This is a genomic window from Treponema porcinum, assembly GCF_900167145.1.
Classification (GTDB): domain Bacteria; phylum Spirochaetota; class Spirochaetia; order Treponematales; family Treponemataceae; genus Treponema_D; species Treponema_D porcinum.
Genome location: NZ_FUWG01000010.1, coordinates 14,096 through 32,995, shown reverse-complemented (window position 1 = coordinate 32,995; position 18,900 = coordinate 14,096). Strand labels below are relative to the sequence as shown.

General features: G+C 41.6%; 14 protein-coding genes. 4 read left to right on the top strand and 10 right to left on the bottom strand.

What is annotated here, in order from left to right; all coding sequences use genetic code 11:
* Window positions 1-439: 439 nt before the first annotated feature.
* The 3 genes from B5D55_RS07290 to B5D55_RS07280 all read right to left on the bottom strand — a co-directional run bounded on the left by B5D55_RS07290 (window position 440) and on the right by B5D55_RS07280 (window position 5,302).
* Window positions 440-3,373 (bottom strand): hypothetical protein, encoded by a 2,934-nt coding sequence (locus tag B5D55_RS07290; RefSeq protein WP_078933352.1) that lies wholly within the window; start codon window positions 3,371-3,373, stop codon window positions 440-442.
* A gap of 22 nt (window positions 3,374-3,395) precedes the next feature.
* On the bottom strand, window positions 3,396-4,160 hold the full coding sequence (locus B5D55_RS07285; RefSeq protein WP_078933351.1) for a hypothetical protein: 765 nt from the start codon (window positions 4,158-4,160) through the stop codon (window positions 3,396-3,398).
* A 209-nt stretch (window positions 4,161-4,369) separates the two neighbouring features.
* Window positions 4,370-5,302: an SUMF1/EgtB/PvdO family nonheme iron enzyme gene (locus tag B5D55_RS07280; RefSeq protein WP_078933350.1), complete on the bottom strand. Its 933-nt coding sequence runs from the start codon at window positions 5,300-5,302 to the stop codon at window positions 4,370-4,372.
* Window positions 5,303-5,396: 94 nt separating this feature from the next.
* Between B5D55_RS07280 and B5D55_RS07275 the strand changes: the two genes are divergently transcribed.
* The gene (locus B5D55_RS07275) at window positions 5,397-5,696 is read left to right on the top strand and encodes an STAS domain-containing protein (RefSeq protein ID WP_078933349.1); all 300 of its coding nucleotides are present in this window, start codon (window positions 5,397-5,399) and stop codon (window positions 5,694-5,696) included.
* On the opposite strand, the gene B5D55_RS07270 is transcribed toward B5D55_RS07275, so the two are convergent.
* The 5 genes from B5D55_RS07270 to B5D55_RS07250 form a co-directional block, all read right to left on the bottom strand.
* The gene (locus tag B5D55_RS07270; protein WP_078933429.1) at window positions 5,686-6,105 is read right to left on the bottom strand and encodes an ATP-binding protein; all 420 of its coding nucleotides are present in this window, start codon (window positions 6,103-6,105) and stop codon (window positions 5,686-5,688) included. The two genes, B5D55_RS07275 and B5D55_RS07270, sit on opposite strands and share 11 nt — an antisense overlap.
* 24 nt (window positions 6,106-6,129) lie before the next feature.
* Window positions 6,130-7,743, bottom strand: a complete 1,614-nt coding sequence (locus B5D55_RS07265; RefSeq protein WP_078933348.1) for a PP2C family protein-serine/threonine phosphatase — start codon at window positions 7,741-7,743, stop codon at window positions 6,130-6,132.
* A gap of 57 nt (window positions 7,744-7,800) precedes the next feature.
* Window positions 7,801-8,388, bottom strand: coding sequence for a GNAT family N-acetyltransferase (locus B5D55_RS07260; RefSeq protein ID WP_078933347.1), 588 nt, complete (start codon window positions 8,386-8,388; stop codon window positions 7,801-7,803).
* A 45-nt stretch (window positions 8,389-8,433) separates the two neighbouring features.
* Window positions 8,434-8,847 (bottom strand): aldehyde dehydrogenase family protein, encoded by a 414-nt coding sequence (locus tag B5D55_RS07255; protein WP_200805305.1) that lies wholly within the window; start codon window positions 8,845-8,847, stop codon window positions 8,434-8,436.
* A 162-nt stretch (window positions 8,848-9,009) separates the two neighbouring features.
* Window positions 9,010-10,488, bottom strand: a complete 1,479-nt coding sequence (locus B5D55_RS07250) for an ATP-dependent DNA helicase (protein WP_078933346.1) — start codon at window positions 10,486-10,488, stop codon at window positions 9,010-9,012.
* Window positions 10,489-10,788: 300 nt separating this feature from the next.
* Between B5D55_RS07250 and pepF the strand changes: the two genes are divergently transcribed.
* On the top strand, window positions 10,789-12,591 hold the full coding sequence (gene pepF, locus B5D55_RS07245; protein ID WP_078933345.1) for an oligoendopeptidase F: 1,803 nt from the start codon (window positions 10,789-10,791) through the stop codon (window positions 12,589-12,591).
* On the opposite strand, the gene coaE is transcribed toward pepF, so the two are convergent.
* Entirely contained in the window at window positions 12,563-13,174 is a 612-nt protein-coding gene (coaE, locus tag B5D55_RS07240) for a dephospho-CoA kinase (protein WP_078933344.1), read from the bottom strand. The genes pepF and coaE overlap by 29 nt on opposite strands.
* Window positions 13,174-16,059 (bottom strand): DNA polymerase I, encoded by a 2,886-nt coding sequence (polA, locus tag B5D55_RS07235; protein WP_078933343.1) that lies wholly within the window; start codon window positions 16,057-16,059, stop codon window positions 13,174-13,176. Before polA ends, coaE begins: the two co-directional genes overlap by 1 nt.
* Before the next feature lie 121 nt (window positions 16,060-16,180).
* Between polA and trxB the strand changes: the two genes are divergently transcribed.
* Window positions 16,181-17,131: a thioredoxin-disulfide reductase gene (gene trxB / locus B5D55_RS07230; protein ID WP_078933342.1), complete on the top strand. Its 951-nt coding sequence runs from the start codon at window positions 16,181-16,183 to the stop codon at window positions 17,129-17,131.
* Entirely contained in the window at window positions 17,128-18,876 is a 1,749-nt protein-coding gene (locus tag B5D55_RS07225) for a glycoside hydrolase family 3 protein (RefSeq protein ID WP_078933341.1), read from the top strand. Before trxB ends, B5D55_RS07225 begins: the two co-directional genes overlap by 4 nt.
* Window positions 18,877-18,900 lie beyond the last annotated feature (24 nt).

The window sequence follows — 18,900 nt, the reverse complement described above, 5'->3', positions numbered from 1 at the left end:
TAATCAGCATTTGCTATTCTATATTTTATCTATTAAAAAAAAAGCATCTCTTGTAAATACAGTTATCAGGAATGGTTTTAGTTATTGTTTTGCCAGCAATAGTGTAATGTTACTGCCCTGTATATATCCGTAATCGTAATGTAAATAAATCCGTAAGACTGTCCATAATAAATCCATTGTGCAGGCAGTAAGCTCTCCGTATAACAGCCCCCTTACTAGACTAGTAAAGGGGCTACTGATTAGACTAGAAAGTACCCTGCTTCCTAGTCTAGTAAGTGGTGTGCTGATTAACTAATCAGCGGTGTGCTTATAAGGTTAGTAAGCAGTATGCTGATTAACTAATCAGCAGTCAGCTTACAAACAGATTTGCGTAAGTTTTTTAAGTGAAGAACAGAGGTAAAAAAACCGCCCGGTTTTGAAAACCAGGCGGTTGTGATTATTAATTTGGCTTATAATTCGTATTGTCTCCGCCACTTGTAGAGAAGTAGAACTCTTTTGGAGAAGTTTTTACACCGGTTATTGAATTTGTTTCAAGATTGAATAATACAACGCGATTTTCTTGATGCATCTTAGAATTCTCTATAGAAGCACCGTCATCGGCAATTACTATTTCTTTTGGCTTAATGGCAATAATTTTTTGTGGTCCATAGAAGTAGTTTTGTGTTTCTTCATTATGTTTATAATTATAAACATTTTCTGTTATAATAAGTTGTGTGTCTGCCCAGCCAATCAATGGATTTGTGCTATCTGCCAACGTAAGATCTTCTGCTTTTATTTTGCATACACCACCTAAACTGCGAACTGAATCTGTTGGTGTTAAATAATCAATAAAAACATCACGTACAATAAGATAAATATATCCGTCTTCATAATGCATATCTGTAATTGTTATGTTAGAAGAGATATTTGCAGGAAGATAATTACTTGTAACGCTATTATCAGTGTTTGAAATCGTAGCGAGTGTTATACTATTTTGTTTCGTTAATACACCCTCAGTAATTGAAAATTTTGCAAGCAATATATTGCTTTCTGAATCTTTATATGTTATGTACATTATTCCAGCATCATCTACGCAGAATGACATAATTTGGTCTGTGACTGAAACTTCACTCATTTTTAGATGTTGTGGAATGTTCGCAGCACCTTGAGTACCAGTCTCATTAGGGAGTAGATCAACAATACCAAATGCCATACCGTCACTGATTAAACTAAATTTTACATATAATTTATTGTCATTACCCATTCTTATAAGATTTGGTTTAAAAGAAGAAGCATAATCTACAGATGCATAATGCATATCTGTATTTGCGTGATAATATGTTGCTTTTTCAATATATGGATTACCATTTCCAGCTGCATAAATGATATATGCATCATTTGTTTTTGTATCTATACAGAAATCACTGATTATGGCATCAGAAAGAATCCATGAAAGATTGGGGTTTGCATTCAAACTTGCAAGTTCTGCATATCCAAGACCATATTTTGTATAAAGTAATGCCGTCTGTTCTACCGCAGTCAAGGTAGTTTGAACTGTTGCATACTCTCCGTTGTATCCAACAAGACAAATAATTCTATTATCAACACCTGAATCTCCAGTCACACCAATTCGTATACTACATGACTTAGGATCATCTTTATTAGCTTCAACCTGTTCACCGTTAACAAACCATGCAAATGTTGTGTCTTGTGCAAACGTAGCTCCAGCTTCTGGTGTTGCTGTAATTACAACTGTGTCTCCGGCATAAAGCAGTGTGCCTTTTGTAACATCAACACCGTCTTTTGTAACTGCAAGGCTGTAGTTAGGAATTCCTTCAACGGAAACCCCAGTTGCATAACTAGGTATGATATAGAAGTTTGTTGTTTTATAGGTTTCGTCGTCTGAAGAATTAGTTACAACGCTATATGAGTTTGAAAGAGATTGTTCTATAGAAACTCTAAAACTTGTTGAAGAAGTACTATGATTTTTAACTGTAACGCAAGGATTTTCTACATAATAACTGTCAAAAGTAGTAGAATCAGGAGGCATACATATTGTTGTACACGCTATTTGATTGTTCTGATCTGTAAGGTCAATAAATACAGATGTATTATCTTTCAAAACAAATTCAGGGCTTCCTAATGCAACTATTTTTGCGCTTCCACTAATTCCACTAGAAGATTGACTGTTTTTCAGTGTAACAGTAGTTACAGATCGCTCTATATCAATAGTCGGCTCATCACCCTCTACAGCTGCACCTGTAATCGTGTAACAAGGAGTGCTGTTATATTCTTGGGTCTTTTCGCTTTTTGTATAAATGCAGTATGTTTTTCCTGTTGCATTTACTTTTGAAACATCAATTTCCGGGTACGATGTTGATGTTTCATCTGTCAGTACTTCATCTACTATATAAATATTTGCCGTAGAAATAGTCGTTCTGTTTATATCAACAAGCAGTTCGTCAAGGTTTTTAGGCATTGATTCAAAAGCACCGTTTCCTATTGTTTCGCCTTTTGTTGCATAATAAGTTTTTGAATCTTCAAGGGAAACTGTTATATCTGCTGAACCTTTTGTTTCAAGTCCGTCAACGATTTCTACAAGGAAGTCATGATACGGATAGAAAATTTCTTTTGTTTTTGTTAAAAGTTGTCCGACTGAATCTTCACCAACGACCCATGTATATTTAATAGAAAGTGTATAAAAACCAGAAGGAATTGATTCTGGTGTGCCTGAAGAAACCGAAAATGAATAAGTACTTCCAGCTTCAGTTACAGATGCACTATGAGATATTTCTGTTGGAGTCCAAGTAGCGACAGGATTTTCACCTCCATAAGGTGTAAGACTTACAGTGAAATAATTACCAGAAACAATAGGTGTATAATTTCCAAATTCACCACTTGTTGTAACCGTAAAATTAAAAGAACCTTTTCCACCATCAGATTTCTTTGGCGCAACAAATACGCTTATGCTGGCAGATTTACCGTTTTCTACGGTAACGGTACTTTCTCCGTAAAAAGGAACTGGCTGTGTTGTTGCAGTTTCTCCTGACGTATCATTATTTGCCGTTCCGTTAAGAGTTACATTGTATGTTCCAAGCGGAAGCTGTATTTGCTGATTTGCGCTTTCAGAAAAAGAAACTGTTTTTACAATATCGTTATATTTTTCTGAGCGCGATTTAGTTATGTCTTCAAACGTAACAGTCCATTCGCTTACGTCCTTATACGAAATATCTGATGCAGGAGAAATTGTCCTTTGCGTATCGTTTGCAATGGAAAGGGTAACTGTTCCTGGCTTTGAAGAAGCGTTTTCTTTTTCTTTTAGTTCTGATGAACAGGCACAGAATAAAAGTGCCGTAATGCTTGTAAAAAGTAAAAAGACATTATGTTTTTTCATAAATGTTCCCCTGTATATGCGTTTATTCAGCCAGTGTGAATGACTGTGTTCTTGTAATAATCTGGCTGCCGTATGTTATTTTTGCAATCAGCGTGTTATTTCCAGACAGAATGTTGGATTTTGCGGTAATCAGAAGTGTAAAAGGATTTCCTTCTTGTGCACTCTGTTCATTACCGTTCAGTAACCAGGTTACGGTTATTTCATCTGAAGATGCAGGCAGACGTGAAAGCTTTGCGGTAAACGGAAGTGCAAAAGAAAAAAATTCTCCTTCGTCTGTAACGGTAACTGTTTCATCTGTATCATTTTTATAAGTTACTTCAAGAACAATGTTTTCAATTCCGTCAATAGAAATCCCTGCAAAATCTTCAATTTTTTCCAGTTTAAGGGTGATTGTGTTGTTTCCGGGCTTAACGGTTATTTTGTCTGATTCTCCTGCATACAGGCGGTATTCAGGTTCATTTTTGCTTTTCGTTAAAGAACCGTATATAGTTGCAGAAACAGAAACTTTCGTTCCTGCCGGAATTTCACTGAAAGTGATGACGTTATTCTTTTCGCCGTTAAGTTCTACAGACTCTGAAGCAATTTCCTTATTGCTGCTGTCTTTAAGCGTACATTCTAGTTTTTGAACAGGGTATTTCTGAGCATCCGTACCGTCAGAATTTTTCAATACAGTCTGGGTAAGTTCCCGTGGAACTGAAAGTGAAATGCTTGCATCATCTGTCGTACTTGAACAGGAAACAAACAGTGCTGCAATTGCCAGTGAAATGAAACAGGTTGTTTTTTTCATTTTGTCCTCCGTGATACAAAATGCGGGTGGGTGTGAACAGCTGCTGAGAATAAGAAAGTAATACTATGGAAACACTGAATAAATCCTATTGAGGATTTTTTCAGTGTTAACCTATAAATTATGCGGAAATTATAACATATTTTTCTTATTATAACAACAGAATTATGCGTATCTGAATTGTAGTGGTCGTGTCTGTGCAGGGTGTTTTGTTACATTCCGCAGAAGCAAATTCTAAATCCCAGATTGCTTCCTTTTCCGTTAGGTGCGGAGCGTGAGCGGAATGTTGCGGTACACTGTATGTCGTCGTCAAGCCAGCTTCCGCCGCGCTTTATGCGGAGAGTTCCTTCATTAGGGCCGCAAGGATTGCGCAGTTCTGCAAGTCCGTATTCTTCGTAAAAATCCCAGCACCATTCTTCAACGTTGCCGCACATATCGTAAAGTCCCAGTGCGTTCGGTTTTTTCTGACATACCTGATGTGTGGAAATGTTGCTGTTTTCACCATACCACGCTACTTCGTCTATGCTGTTGCTTCCGGCATATTTGTACGGTTCGTGCAATGTTCCTCCGCGTGCGGCAAATTCCCATTCTGCTTCCGTAGGAAGGCGAAAACCGTTCAGCGCAAAGTTACAGGTTACGTTTTTCCATAACGTACTTCCCTGCTGAATTTTTGAAAGGTCTGTTATAGAGCCTACTTTATAGCACGGCGAGCGGCCGTAAACTTCGCTTAGCATATTGCAGAATATAATTGCATCGTACCAGCTGACGTTTTCTACAGGGTGGAGTGCGTCCTGAATTTTTGACGGATTTGTTCCGGTTATCTTTCTATATAAATACTGCGGTACAGGAATGTTTGACATACTGAACGAAGCGATATGGACTTTTTGAGTGCCGGTTGTGCTGTCACCCATAATAAATTCCCCGCCGCGGATGGCAATCATTTTCATTTCTACCTGAGAAGATTTTACAAGTTCCGGCTGTTCTTTTCGTGCAAGCGGAGTTCCGCATATCGGGCAGAAGTTAAAAGTCTGTGAAAATTCTGCACTGCAGTTGGAACATTTTGTAATCTGTGTAACCGGCGTTTTGCAAACAGGGCAGACATTTGTGCCTTGAATCTGTGAACCGCATTTTATACAGGTAGGCATAGTTAATTCCCTTCTCGTTGTAAAATATTTCTTCCATTATTATAACATTTATTCAAAACTTTACAATGAAAAAAAAAGGCTCTATAATAAAGGCATGACTATAAAAGAACAGTTAAATGGTGTTTCGCTTGAACTTTTTGTAGAAGGACGGCTTGATACAAATACGGCTCCTATCCTTGAAAACAGAATAAAAGAATATTTTTCGCGCGTTATAGAACTTACGCTTAATCTGTCTGCGGTAGAATATATGTCCAGTGCAGGGCTTCGCGTTATTCTTGCTACTCAGAAAATGGCAGGAACGGAAAAGCGCGTAATCATAAAAAGTCCGAGTGCGTTCTGCATGCAGGTGTTTGAAGCTACCGGAATGGCTGGCATTCTGAACATCAAGAGATAGTTTTTGTAATTGTAAGGACATTCCGGTTATTCTTGCGGACGTAGGAAACCGTGTCCATATATTTTTTTGTAAGAAAAATTCCAAGTCCCCCGATTTCGCGCTCTTCTACTGATGCCGTAATGTCGGGGTCTGGCTTTTCAAGCGGATTAAATGCTTTTCCGCTGTCCGTAAACGAAACTGTAAGTTTTGCCGGCGCATCTGAAGTTTTTTCCACCGAACAGTCAATCTGTACCGTGCCTTTGTCCGGGCTGTAGGCATAATGAGAAATGTTTACGAAAATTTCTTCTACTGCCAAATCAATTTGAAAAAGAGTCTGGCTATGGCAGGAAAAAGGTTTTATCTGTTCGTGAATAAAATCATTCACAGCTTCAAGATTTTCGTCTGCTGCTTCAAATATTTTTACAGGCATGTTTTTTTCTCCCTGCATCCTTTTTTACGCTATCGGCGTGTCAAGAATAAGTTCCATCATCGTAATGTCGTCAAACTGAGGTGCGCTTCCGGTAAAATCGTCAATTGATTTTTTCATGTAACCGATAGATTCGTGCGTGTTCATTGAAAGAGTTTCCGGGAGGGTTTTAAGGATTCTTTCGTTGCCGTAAAGGTTGTTATCTGCATCGGTTGCTTCAGAAACGCCGTCCGTGTAGATAAAAAGCCTGTCGCCCCTGTTCATCGTAATCGTATGCTCTTTGTATACTGTCTGCGGAAGGGCAGCAAGTACAAGATTCGGTTTTGTTACCACCGGCTTAAATTCTCCGTCATGATACCATATCGGGTCGGGGTGACCTGCGTTTACAAAAGTAAGCTTTCCTGTGCTTATTGTAAGGATTCCAAGCCAGCATGTTACGAACATTCCCGTTTCATTGTTCTGGCAAAGCTGTGAATTAGTCGTTTCAAAAATCTGCTTTGGAGACATATTCTGTATTGCGTGAGATGATAAAAGCGTTTTTGTAATGACCATAAAAAGCGAAGCCGGAACGCCTTTTCCGGAAACATCGCCTACTACAAGCATAAGGTGATCCTTATCTAATAGAAGATAATCGTATAAATCGCCGCCAACTTCCTTTGCCGGAGTCATGCTTGCAAAAAGGTCAAAATCTTTTCGCGCAGGGAATGCCGGGTACAGGCTTGGAAGCATATCTGCCTGAATTTGGTGGGCAACGTTCAGTTCCGTGCTTATGCGTTCCTTTTCTGCCGTAACGGAAGTGAGGTTTTCTATATAAGCAATGATTTCGTCTTCCATTTTTTCTACGGAGCGGGCAAGGGTTTTTATTTCGTCCTTGTTTTTGATTTTTTCAATCCAGCCCGGTGCTGTTTTGTTTTCTTCTGCAAAACGCCCTGCTTCTTTTGTAATTTCCATAAGTGGCTTTATGATTGAATGGTCTGACGCAGCCGTAATAACTATGATAAACAGAATTGCTATGATTATTTCTGCAATTGTTGTTATAAGAAGATAATGCTTTCTTGCATCTACAAATTCCTGCATTGATTTTTGTACGCCAAGAACTGCTACGATTTTTCTTTGCGAATTTGTAACAGGAACCATTGCCGTAATGTGCGAACCGGAGCGGGTCTTGAAAGTGTGACGGACGGACGGTGTTCCGGCTTCAAAAACGGCTTTTGCACTTTTATTGTAGTTTTCTTCTATATAACTTTCTGTGTAGCCAAGTTCGTAAGGCGTCCATTTTGATTTTGAGTTTACTGTATCAAAAATATAATGAATTTTTGTGTAGTCTGGAGCTTCTACATAAGAAACATAAGAAAACGTAAGGTCAAATTTTTCCGTAAGGTCAATCAGGATTTTTTCTACTTTTTCGTAGGCTTCGTCCTTTTGATTTGTTACATAATATTGTTCTATTTTATCCGGTTCAAGGCAGGCGCGTGCAGTTTGTGCGATTGACATAATGTAGTTGTTGTACTGAACGGTGAATATCCTCGTAAACTGGCTGTAGCCTATAAGCGTAATTGAGGAGGCAAGAATAAAACCAAGAATGATTGCACTTCGTATTATCCGCTGGGTGATTTTTGGAGTCTTAAACAGTTTTTTCATTGTTTCCTCTTTTTGGGTGTTTTTATCAGTATAAATCAAACTTGAAGAAAAAAGAATTTATTTTTTGGGAAAAAACTGTTCCTGTACGGCGCAAAACGGCAGGACTGGTGCAGGATTTTCTTCGTGGGAGGCGATTAACTTTTCCATCCAGACCATATTGTACCACCGTCCGAATTTGCTTCCGCACTGGTGGAATGTTCCGGCAAGGGTGTAGCCCATTCGTTCATGGAAGAGAATGCTGTCATTTGAAAGATATTCGTCTTCTTTTTCGGGAGCGGCTATGCAGGCATTTACATTTTTTATGTTCATTGCCTTAAGGATTTTTTCAAGGGTAGTGTAGAGTGCGCGACCGGTGCCGCATTTTCTAATGCCGCGCGCTACATAGATTGAAGTTTCTACAGACCAGTCGTAGGCGGCGCGGCTTTTGAATGCACCGGCATAAGCGTAACCTACGATTATGCCGTCTTTTTGCGCAACGATGTACGGATAGCGTTCAAGCGTATGCGCTATCCGGCTGGCGAATTCTTTTTTGGACGGAACATCGTATTCAAAGGTGATTGCGGTGTCCTTTACGTAAGGTGCGTATATTTCAAGAAGCTTTTGTGCATCAGAAAGCTGCGCCGGTCGTATAATGATTTTGTTCATACGCTTATATAACCGGGCGCAGTGAATTATGTCAATCAGCTTTTGCTATTCTGCTTCCTGAATTTCAAATTCGGCAACAAGTCCTTTCTGCGTGTCGGCAAGCGCGCCTTCGTCAATGCCGCTTTTGATGTAGGAAAGCACTTTTTCCATATCTTTCTGCGTAATTACAGGACCTATATCCGGATTTTCAAGCGGATTTCCGATTGTCATACGCTCTGCTTTTTCCTTAAGTCTGCGGACAAATTCATCGTGCGCGCTTTCTTCTATTATAATGCGGCTTCCGGCAGCGCAGACTTCTCCCTGATTGAAGAAAATCCCTATCATTGCCCATTCAACGGCGGCATCAATGTCTGCGTCTGCAAAAATGATGTTAGGTGATTTTCCGCCGAGTTCAAGACCGATTTTCTTTTCGCTGCCTTCCGTCCATTTTCCGCCGATAAACATTTTCTGTGGTTCCATAGCACCTCCCTGCGGGTTTCTGTCCGCCGTAAAATGATTTAAAAACAAAAAAAGGCGGTTGAACCCATATCGGGTGCAATCGCCTTTGATATGACTGAAGAATAGTATTATTTGTTAAGATTATCAATGACTTAGGGATGTGGTGATTAACACTTGAAACGATTACTCAGTACTTATCTCAGTGCAGGAATCTTGAAACAGAAGTTCATCAAATTTCTTTACAATATTGTCTGTTTTGACATTGTTTAGTTTTATAGGTTTTTGCAAGTACAACCCTTCCAGCGACTTGCACCGACTTAATGCTACATAAGCTTGTCCGGGAGCAAATGCTTCCTGAACATCAATGTCTACGCAGTCTAATGTCATTCCTTGTGCTTTGTGAATGGTAAGAGCCCACCCTAATCTTATCGGGAATTGCTTGAATGAACCTATTATTTTACTTTCTAAAATATTTTTTTCATCATTCCATTCGTATGAAATCATATCCCATGAATATTTTTCCAAACGGATTTCTTTACCATTCAAAAGGCTGACTGTTATAAATGAATTATCAGATGCTATTTCTTTTATAAAACCAAAAGAGCCGTTTACAACATCCAGTGTACCTTTGTGTTCCCTGAAATAAATATTTCTGGTAATCATTATTTTTGCTCCAATACATATTCGAAGCAATTTAGGAGTAAGAATTCTTTCGACTTTTGATTCAGTCATTTTTCCTTCGAATGTTCCAGTGAATTCTATTATAGGTTGTCGTGTTTCTTCAGAAAACTTTAGTAAACGTTCGTTATTCACCTTATCAGCTTTTTCATTTGTGGTTGTCAAATAAACGCAGTTTTCAGGAAGGTGGAATCTTCCATTTCTTTCTAGTTTTGATTTTACTTCACAGTTTGTATTAAGGAATTCTATATCTTTTTCATAGCCGTTATCTAATGTTCGGATTCGATTCAGAATATTTATAAAATTAATGTCATTTTGGCGGTGTACTTTAGTTAACTTGAAGACTTCTGTGTTTACATTATTGAATACATGAGCATCAAAAAAGAATTGACTGTCCCATTGGGATTTAAACTTTTTAGTTGCTTCATTATCCCATCTTATCCATGGTGAAAGCTGAAAATAGTCTCCTATTAGTAATAGTTGCTTACCTGCAAAAGGAATATTTGAGTTGCACCATAATCGTAATGCATAATCAATATGATCCAGTAAAGAGGATTCTACAATAGAAATCTCGTCTATAATTATTAAATCTGTTTTTTCGGCAGCAGTATTTTTTTTGAATTTGTGAATTTCAGAAGAATCAAAATCCCTTGCAGGAAAATTGAAGAAAGAATGTATTGTTTGACCGTTTATATTGAGAGCTGCTGAACCATAACAGGCTAATATGACATATTCTTTTCCAGAATCTTTAGTTATGTTATTACGGACATAATTGATAAATGTTGATTTTCCTGTTCCTGCTGCTCCGGTTACAAAAACAACAGGAATGTTGTTCAGCAAAGCATTGTATGCCTTTTTTATTTCAATATTATCGGGAGAATTGATGTCATATCCTTCTGGAAGAGGAAATAAATTTTTGCGCTCTTCAATTATTGACTGTTTGTTTTCGATTCTGGCTTTTTTAGCTATATATGATAAATTCATTGTTATCCTTTCAAACTTTATTATTTTTGTATTTGTTAAGATTGTCAATGACTTGGGGAAGTGCTGATTAACACTTGAAGCGATTACACAGCACTTATCTCAGTGCAGGAATCTTGAAACAGAAGTTCATCGAATTACCCAAGTTCAGATTTATGTAAAGGATAAATTAATTTATCTTTTACATAAATAAATTTATCCAAAGGATAATTTTCTGTCTAAAAAAATACGCTGGCTTTTCTGCTGTAAATTTGCGATGTTTTCCTCGTTGCCGATATTTGCGGTAATCAGTATACTTGCATTATGAGTAATACTACTATTCCTGCACGCAAGGACATCCCGGAAAGCGATAAATGGGATCTTTCTTCTATTTACAAATCAAATGAGGAGTGGGAGGAGAATCTTAAGGTTCTTCCTTCTTTGACGAAAAAAGTCGTTCAGTATAAGGGGCGGCTTGGCGAATCGAGTGATGTTCTGCTTGAGGCGCTTAAAGCCCTTGAGGAAGCCGAACTTCGTATGGAAACGGTGTATCATTATGCGTCGCTTCAGCACGAGGCGGACGAAGATGATTCTTCTGCAACTGACCGCGACGGAAGGGCGATGATGGCATATACCCGGATGATGAGCGACTTGAGTTTCATCGACCCGGAAATTCAGTCTGTTGACGAAACAAAGCTGCGCAAATGGATTTCGCTCCCGGAATTCAAGGACTATAAGATTTATATAGAAAAGCTTTTGCATTTCAAAAAATACATTTTAAGCGAAAAAGAGGAGCGCATCCTTTCCCTTCAGATGCAGCCGGCTCAGACTCCGTACAATGCGTTCAGCGTCCTTTCCAATGTAGATATGAACAAGACGTTCGGAACTGTTAATGTGTGCGGCGAGGAGCGTCCTCTTACAGAAACAACTTGGTCTGTATTTATGGAAAATCAGGACAGAAAAGTTCGCGAAGAAGCTTATAAAAAATTCTATAAGAAATTCGAAGAGCACCAGAATACGATTGCCGCGCTTTATGCCGGAAACGTAAATCAGGATGTGTTCCTTATGCGTGCACGCGGCTATTCTTCAAGCCTTGAGATGGCGCTTTTTGGGAACAAAGTGCCTGTTTCCGTGTATCACAATCTGATTGACTGCGTTCACAAAAATCTTGTGCCTCTTCACGAATATTATGCGCTCCGTAAAAAAGTTCTTGGCGTGGATGAACTGCGCCATTATGACGTATACGTTCCGCTCGTAAAATCTGTGGAAACAAAGACTTCTTACGATGAGGCTGTAGAAATCTGCCGGAAGGCGCTTTCTCCGCTTGGCACAGAGTATACAGACAGGCTGTGCGATGGTCTTAAAAACGGCTGGGTTGACCGTTACGAAAACGTCGGAAAAAGAAGCGGCGCTTTTTCAAGCGGAAGTTATATTGGAAATCCGTACATTCTTCTGAATTACAAGGATGATGTTATCCGCGACGTGTTTACTATGGCTCACGAAGGCGGACACAGCATGCATTCCTGGTATTCGGTGCATAATAATCCGTTTATGTGCTACGACTACACGATTTTTGAGGCAGAAGTTGCTTCTACGTTTAACGAAGAACTTGTGTTCGAGTATCTTCTGAAAAATGCAGAAACAAAGGAAATGAGGGCGTATCTTCTTTCTATGCGTGCCGGTGACATTCTTGCAACTCTTTACAGGCAGACGATGTTTGCAGAATTTGAACTTAAGGCGCACGAACTTGTTGAGGGCGGAACGCCGCTTACGGCAGAACTTTTGCGTAAAATTTACCGCGAACTTCTGGAACTGTATTTCGGACCGGAAATGCATTTTGAGCAGAACAGCGATATGGAAGGCCTTCGCATTCCGCATTTCTATTCGTCGTTCTACGTTTATAAATATGCAACGGGAATTTCGGCGGCTCTTGCGCTTGCAAAACGCGTTACTGAGGGCGGAGCAAAAGAAAGGGAAGATTATTTTGCGTTCTTAAAGAGCGGTGGCTCTCGCTATCCGATAGAAAGCCTTAGGATTGCAGGCGTTGATATGGAAAAGACTAAGCCGGTTCAGGATGCGTGTGATGAATTTGCAAAGGTCATTGCAGAATTGAAAGAGATTTTATAGCAGATTTTAGTTTTTTTTCAGAACCGGCGTTGGTGATTTTTATAATCGGGACGCCGGTTTTTTTGTATTCGGAGAAAAGTCCTTTTTGCGTGGCGAAGCGGCTTAGAATCTGGCGTAGCGGCATTCTGTCGCGTTTTAGGGCGCGTACAATGCGCGTGATTTTTGGTGCGTCAACGTAGATGATGTATTTGCAGAGACGGAGAAGTTCCGGCGTTTTGTACAGCACTGTTGCGTTCAGAATTATGTCTGCCTCTTTTTTCTGTTCCTGCTGTTTTTGAATAAAACGTTTGGTTTCTTCTATAATAACCGGATATACGATGCGTTCCTGTTTTGCAAGAAGGTCTTTGCTGGTAAAAAGAAGCCGTCCTAGTTCACGCCGGTTTATCCGTTCGTTTTTGTCTGTAAGCGTGATATTCTGCGCATTTGCTTCTTTTGAAAACGTTTTTATGATTTCCGGGGCGGCTTTTTCTATTGCGCCGTGAACCTGTCTGTCTGCGTCAAGTGCAATAAATCCGCGTTCTTCAAGAATTCGGCAGACGGCATTTTTTCCTGCTGCCATAGGTCCTGTTACGCACAAAATCATCAGTGGAATTCTCCCCAGTTTTTGCCATATTCAATGGAAACGCGGAGCGGAACGGAAAGTTTTACGGCGTTTTCCATCTTGTCTTTTACAAGGGCGATTGTTTTTTCTATTGTTTCGGGATTGTCCGGGCATTCAAGAATAAGCTCGTCGTGAACCTGAAGCAGAAGCCGCGCGCCGTTTTTCTCTTTTGAAAGCGCTTCGTCAACATCAAGCATTGCTTTTTTTACGATGTCGGCGGCGCTTCCCTGAACCGGCGTGTTTACTGCAATTCGTTCCGCACCGGACTTTTCCAGCCTGTTCTTGCTGTTTATCCCTGCAATCGGGCGTTTCCGTCCGAAAAGCGTTTCTACATACCCCTTTTCTTCTGCCTTGCGTATTGTTTCCGTTATGAAAGTGTTTATGCTTGAATATGTGTTGAAGTAGTTTTCGATAAACTCTGCCGCTTTTGTGCGCGAAATTCCAAGGTCATTTGCAAGCCGGAACGCGCTCATTCCGTAGATTACGCCGAAATTTATGATTTTTGCTGTACGGCGCATTTCCTGCGTTACGTTTTCCGGTTCTACGCCGAAGATGAGCGCCGCTGTTGCCTTGTGAACGTCTGTTCCTTCAGTAAACGCGCGGCACATATTTTCGTCGCCGCTTAAATGCGCAAGGATTACAAGTTCAATCTGTGCATAATCCGCACTGACAAGAACTTTTCCTTCCGGTGCGGTGAATGCGCTTCTTATTCGCCTTCCGGCTTCGTTCCGCACCGGAATGTTCTGAAGGTTCGGGTCGCGGCAGGAAAGCCGTCCTGTTGCCGTTCCAGTTTGCACAAAATCAGTATGAATTCTTCCGTTTTTGTCACACATTTCAGGGAGCGTTTCAACGTAAGTTGACTGAAGTTTTGTCATTTCGCGGAATTCGAGAATCATTTTTGGAATAGGGTCGTAAAACGCAAGTTCTTCAAGGACGCTTGTGTCTGTGGAGTAGCCGCGCTTAGTCTTTTTTCCGGGTTTTAAATGACGTTCTTCAAAAAGAACTGTCTGGAGCTGCTTTGGGGATGCAATGTTGAACGTATGTCCTACCGTCTTGTAGATTTCGTTTTCCGAATCTTCTATTCCGGTGGTCAGTTCCGTGTTGTAGTCGTAAAGTGTCTGCGCGTCAAGGTGTATTCCGTCAAGTTCCATCTCCGCAAGAACAGGCATAAGTTTCATTTCTGTGTCTGAAAAAAGCGCAAGCAGGTTTTCTTCTGCAAGTTTTTTCTTAAAAAGTGACCACAGCTGGAGCGTAAAGTCCGCGTCTTCTGCGGCATAAGGAACTGCTTTTTCAAGTTCAATGTCTGCAAACGTCATTCCTTTTGGCACGATTTCTGAAAATTCAGTTCCGGAAAGCCGGAGCATATTTTCTGCAAGCCATTCAAGCGAATATGCGTTTTTTCCCATTCTGTCAGGCGTTAAAATCCAGGCGGCAATCATCGTGTCTGCAAGCGTACAGTCTGGTTTGTTGTTACGGAATGTCATTCCGTTGGAGCGGAGAACTTTGTAGTCAAATTTTCCGTTGTGAAGGACGACAGTAACGTCCGGGTTTTCAAACAGGCGCAGAAGTTCAGAAAATGCTTCGTCTTTAGGGATAAGTTCGTTTGAGCCAAAAAGATTGTTCGTAAAAAGCGGAATGTAGACGGCCGTTCCGGGTTTGTGGCATAGACTGAATCCTGCAATTCTTGCATTTATCGTATCAAGGGAGTCTGTTTCGCAGTCGAAGGCGACCGTCTTTTCTTCGGAGGAAAGCACTTCGTCAATAAACGAATGAAGTGCCGCCCTTGTTGTTATGCTTGTGTATTCGCCGGAATTTTTTACAAGCGGCGGAAGGTTCTGCTGGGCTGAAAGATGCTGACTTGAGGCGCTTTGGGTGAATGCGTCTGCGTGCGGAAGAACGGCGGCATTTTCTTCAGTTCCACCTGCACCAGTGTTTGAACCGAACAGTTCGCCGTCTGTAAAAACAGTTTCTCCGTGTTCAACTGCAAGTTCCGCATACTGCTTTGACACGGCAGAAATTCCGTAAAATTTAAGACGTTCTGCTGCCGCTGCATAGTGAAGGACAAGCGGTTCTGCCTTAAGTGCCGCATCTATGTCCGGGCAGGGAACTGTATTGCAAAGGCGTACAAGTTTCTGCGAAAAATATGCATTTTCTTTTCCGTCTATGAGTTTCTGCTTCATTGCGCCTTTTATTTCTTCAATATGCTCATAGATTCCGTCTAGCGTTTTGTATTGCGAAAGAAGTTTTGCAGCTGTTTTTGCGCCTATTCCGTAAACGCCCGGAATATTGTCTGCAGTATCTCCATAAAGTGAAAGCAGGTCTAAAAGCTGTTCCGGGCGAACGCCCCATTCTGCTTCAACTCCGTCTGCGCCGGTTACTTTCCATGTACTTCCGTTTTCCGGCTTTAAAATCTGCGTTGTATCGTCTACAAGCTGCATAAGGTCTTTGTCGCCGCTCAAAATCCTGCAAGTCCGTCCGTTTTCGGCGCATTTTCGCGCTACGGTTGCTATGACATCGTCCGCCTCGTATCCGTCACACTGAAGGACTGGAATTCCGAGTGCTGAAAGAACGTCTTCTATCCACGGAATTTGTGCGTGCAGATCCTCCGGCGTCTTGTTCCGGGTTGCCTTGTACTGTTCGTACATTTCGTGCCGGAACGTTTTTGTCTTTGAGTCCATTGCGGCAAAAATGTGCTTTGGCGCGTAGTGTTTTAGAATATAGTGAAAATTCCTGAAAAAACCGAACAGTGCGCTTACGTTTTCGCCGGAAGCATTTGTGAGCGGACGGGAAATAAATGCAAAGTAGCACCGGTAAATAAGTCCGTAAGAATCAAGTATATAAATTGTATTACTGTCAAAATCTGCCATACGGGTATTTTACACGCAATCCCTTAAGTTTAACAATAGACAAACCGTTAAGGTGCGTGAATGGTGAAGGACTTCCTTTTCTCCGTTTATTTTTTCCTGCAAACTTGCTATACTCGTTTGTATGACAGACGTTGATTTTTTGATTATTGGCAGCGGAGCGGCAGGACTTTCTGCGGCACTTTACGGAGCGCGCTCCGGGCTTGATACGTGCGTGCTTGATGAAAGCGTTTCCGGCGGACAGGCAGTTCAGATTGACAGCCTTGAAAATTATCCCGGCGTATTTCCTGCCGTAAGCGGTACGGTTCTTTCAAATTCAATGCGCACTCAGGCAGAAGCGTTCGGAGCGCGTTTTGTTCAGGCGGCGGTCAGTTCTATTGATAAAAAAGGTGATTTCTTCTATATAAAAACGTCCCGTGAGGCCTTCCGGGCGTATTCGGTTCTTGTAGCTTCCGGTGCGGAGCATAAGACTCTTGGCGTTGAGGGTGAAAGGGAATTTTTCGGACGAGGCGTTTCCTACTGCGCTGTATGCGACGGTCCGTTTTTCCGCGGAAAGACAGTCGTTGTTGTCGGCGGCGGTGATTCTGCCTGTACAGAGGCACTTTTTCTTTCGAAACTTGCATCCCGCGTAATTCTTGTACACCGCCGCGCTGAATTTCGTGCACAGAAAGTTTCCGTTGACCGGGTAATGTCTGCACCGAATATTCAGGTGCGGCTGAATACTGTAGTAAAAAAGATTACGGGCGGTGATGCTGGGAAAAACGGCGGCGGAGTAAGCGGCGTCATTCTTTCTGCACCTGACGGCAGTGCAGAGGAAACTGTTTCTGCGGACGGAGTATTTATTTTTGCAGGGATGAAGCCGCGCACGAATCTTATTGATTTCCTTAAAAAAGACATCGGCGGCTATATCGTTACGGATGAATCTATGGCGACGGCTGTTCCCGGACTTTTCTGCGCCGGTGACATACGTTCAAAACCCCTTCGTCAGATTGTTACGGCATGTTCGGACGGTGCAGTTGCGGCGTTCTCCGCAGAAAAATATATCGACAGCCTTAAGCGCGGAGAGTCAAAATGAAGCTGATTTTATGCTGCGTGCGTTCTGTCCGCGTTTTACTGTTTTCGGTTTTCTGCGTTTCGGCATTTTTAATTGTTTCTCCTGTTTCTGCGCAGGATGTGGCTTCTCGCCATAAAGAAAATACTATTCCACCGGAAGTTCAGATTGATTTCTGGAGCGACTATCCGAACGAACTTCTTGCGCGTTCTCTTGTTGATCGTATGACGGACGAGGAACTTTATGCGCAGATTTTAATGTTCGGGTGGGCAGGTGCAGAGCCTGAAAAACTTTTGTATCAATGGGTGGGCGGACGCGGTCTTGGAAGCGTCAAGGTTTTTGGCTGGAACACGGATGACATAAATCTTGTTGCAAAATCAATTTCTTCACTGCAAAAGAGCGCGGCTTCGCGCCGTTTTAAAATTCCGCTTTTTGTTGCAACTGATCAGGAAGGCGGCTGGATTCGTCACGTTAAGGGCGAAACGGCGAATACTCCGGGAAATATGGCTATCGGTGCATCTGGCTATCCTGCCGATGCCTGGTACAGCGCGTATTATATAAGCCGTGAAATAAAGGCGCTCGGAATAAATATGAATTTTGCGCCGCCTGTAGATTTGTTTACGAACCACGATTCTACGATTATCGGAACGCGCTCGTTCGGCGAAAATCCGCAAAAAGTCGGGCTTTTAGGCGGTGCGTTTGCCGCAGGAAGTATTGCCGCAGGCGTCATTCCTACTGCAAAGCATTTTCCCGGTCACGGCGACACCGATTCTGATTCCCACATAAAGCTTCCTGTAATCGATGTTGATTTTGAAACGTTCAAAAAGCGCGAGCTCGTTCCTTTTATCTATCTTATAAAAGAGAATATTCCTGCCGTTATGTCAGGTCATCTTTCTTTTCCTAAAATTGATTCAAGCGGCGCTCCGGCTTCCCTTTCAAAATATTTTCTGACTGATTTACTTCGCGGTGAGCTTGGCTATAAAGGTCTTATCATTACGGACGATATGATGATGAACGGAGATACGCTTTATGCAGGCTCTCTTTCAAACGCATTCCGAATGGCTATTGAAGCAGGAAACGACATTGTAATTTCTTCTACGACGGCGCGCCTTAACGAGGCACTTTGGACAAACAACCTTTCGCTTATGCAGCAGGATGAATTATTTAGGGAACGCATAAAGGATGCGGCGTACAATGTCATAAAGGCAAAACTTGACTATTTTAAGGGTGGAAATGCAGCACCGCTTTACCCGGATGCATCTTCTGTTTCGCATCATATTCCGGACAAGGAAGGACAGCTTTTCTTTTTGGAGCAGGCGTGCCGTTCAATAACGTTTTTCAAGCAGGGGGAAGTTCCTTTGCTCAGTGAAAATGCCGGTTCGGTGCTGCTTGCCGGTTCGCTTCCGAAATTTTTTGAGGCAGGGAGAAAGCGTTATCCGGACTGCGCAGAATTCCGTTTCAGCTATGAGCCTGGACCTAACGAAACTGCATGGATGAGCGAAAATATCGTAAAAACAGCCGCCGGTTATGATACGGTTATAATCTGCGTTTCAAGCGAACGGAGTGCTGCAATTGCACAGGCACTTAAACCGTTGGGAAAGAAAGTCATCGTTCTTTCAATTATGACTCCGTCGTATTCATTTGCGCTTGACTGGGCAGACAGCATTCTTGCAGGCTACAGCTATTCACCGTATACGTTTGAAGCGTTATTCGGCGCACTGAACGGTGAATATACTGTGCGCGGCACTTTGCCTTACACTGCGCAGTAATACGGTAAAAGTTGTGCAGGGTGT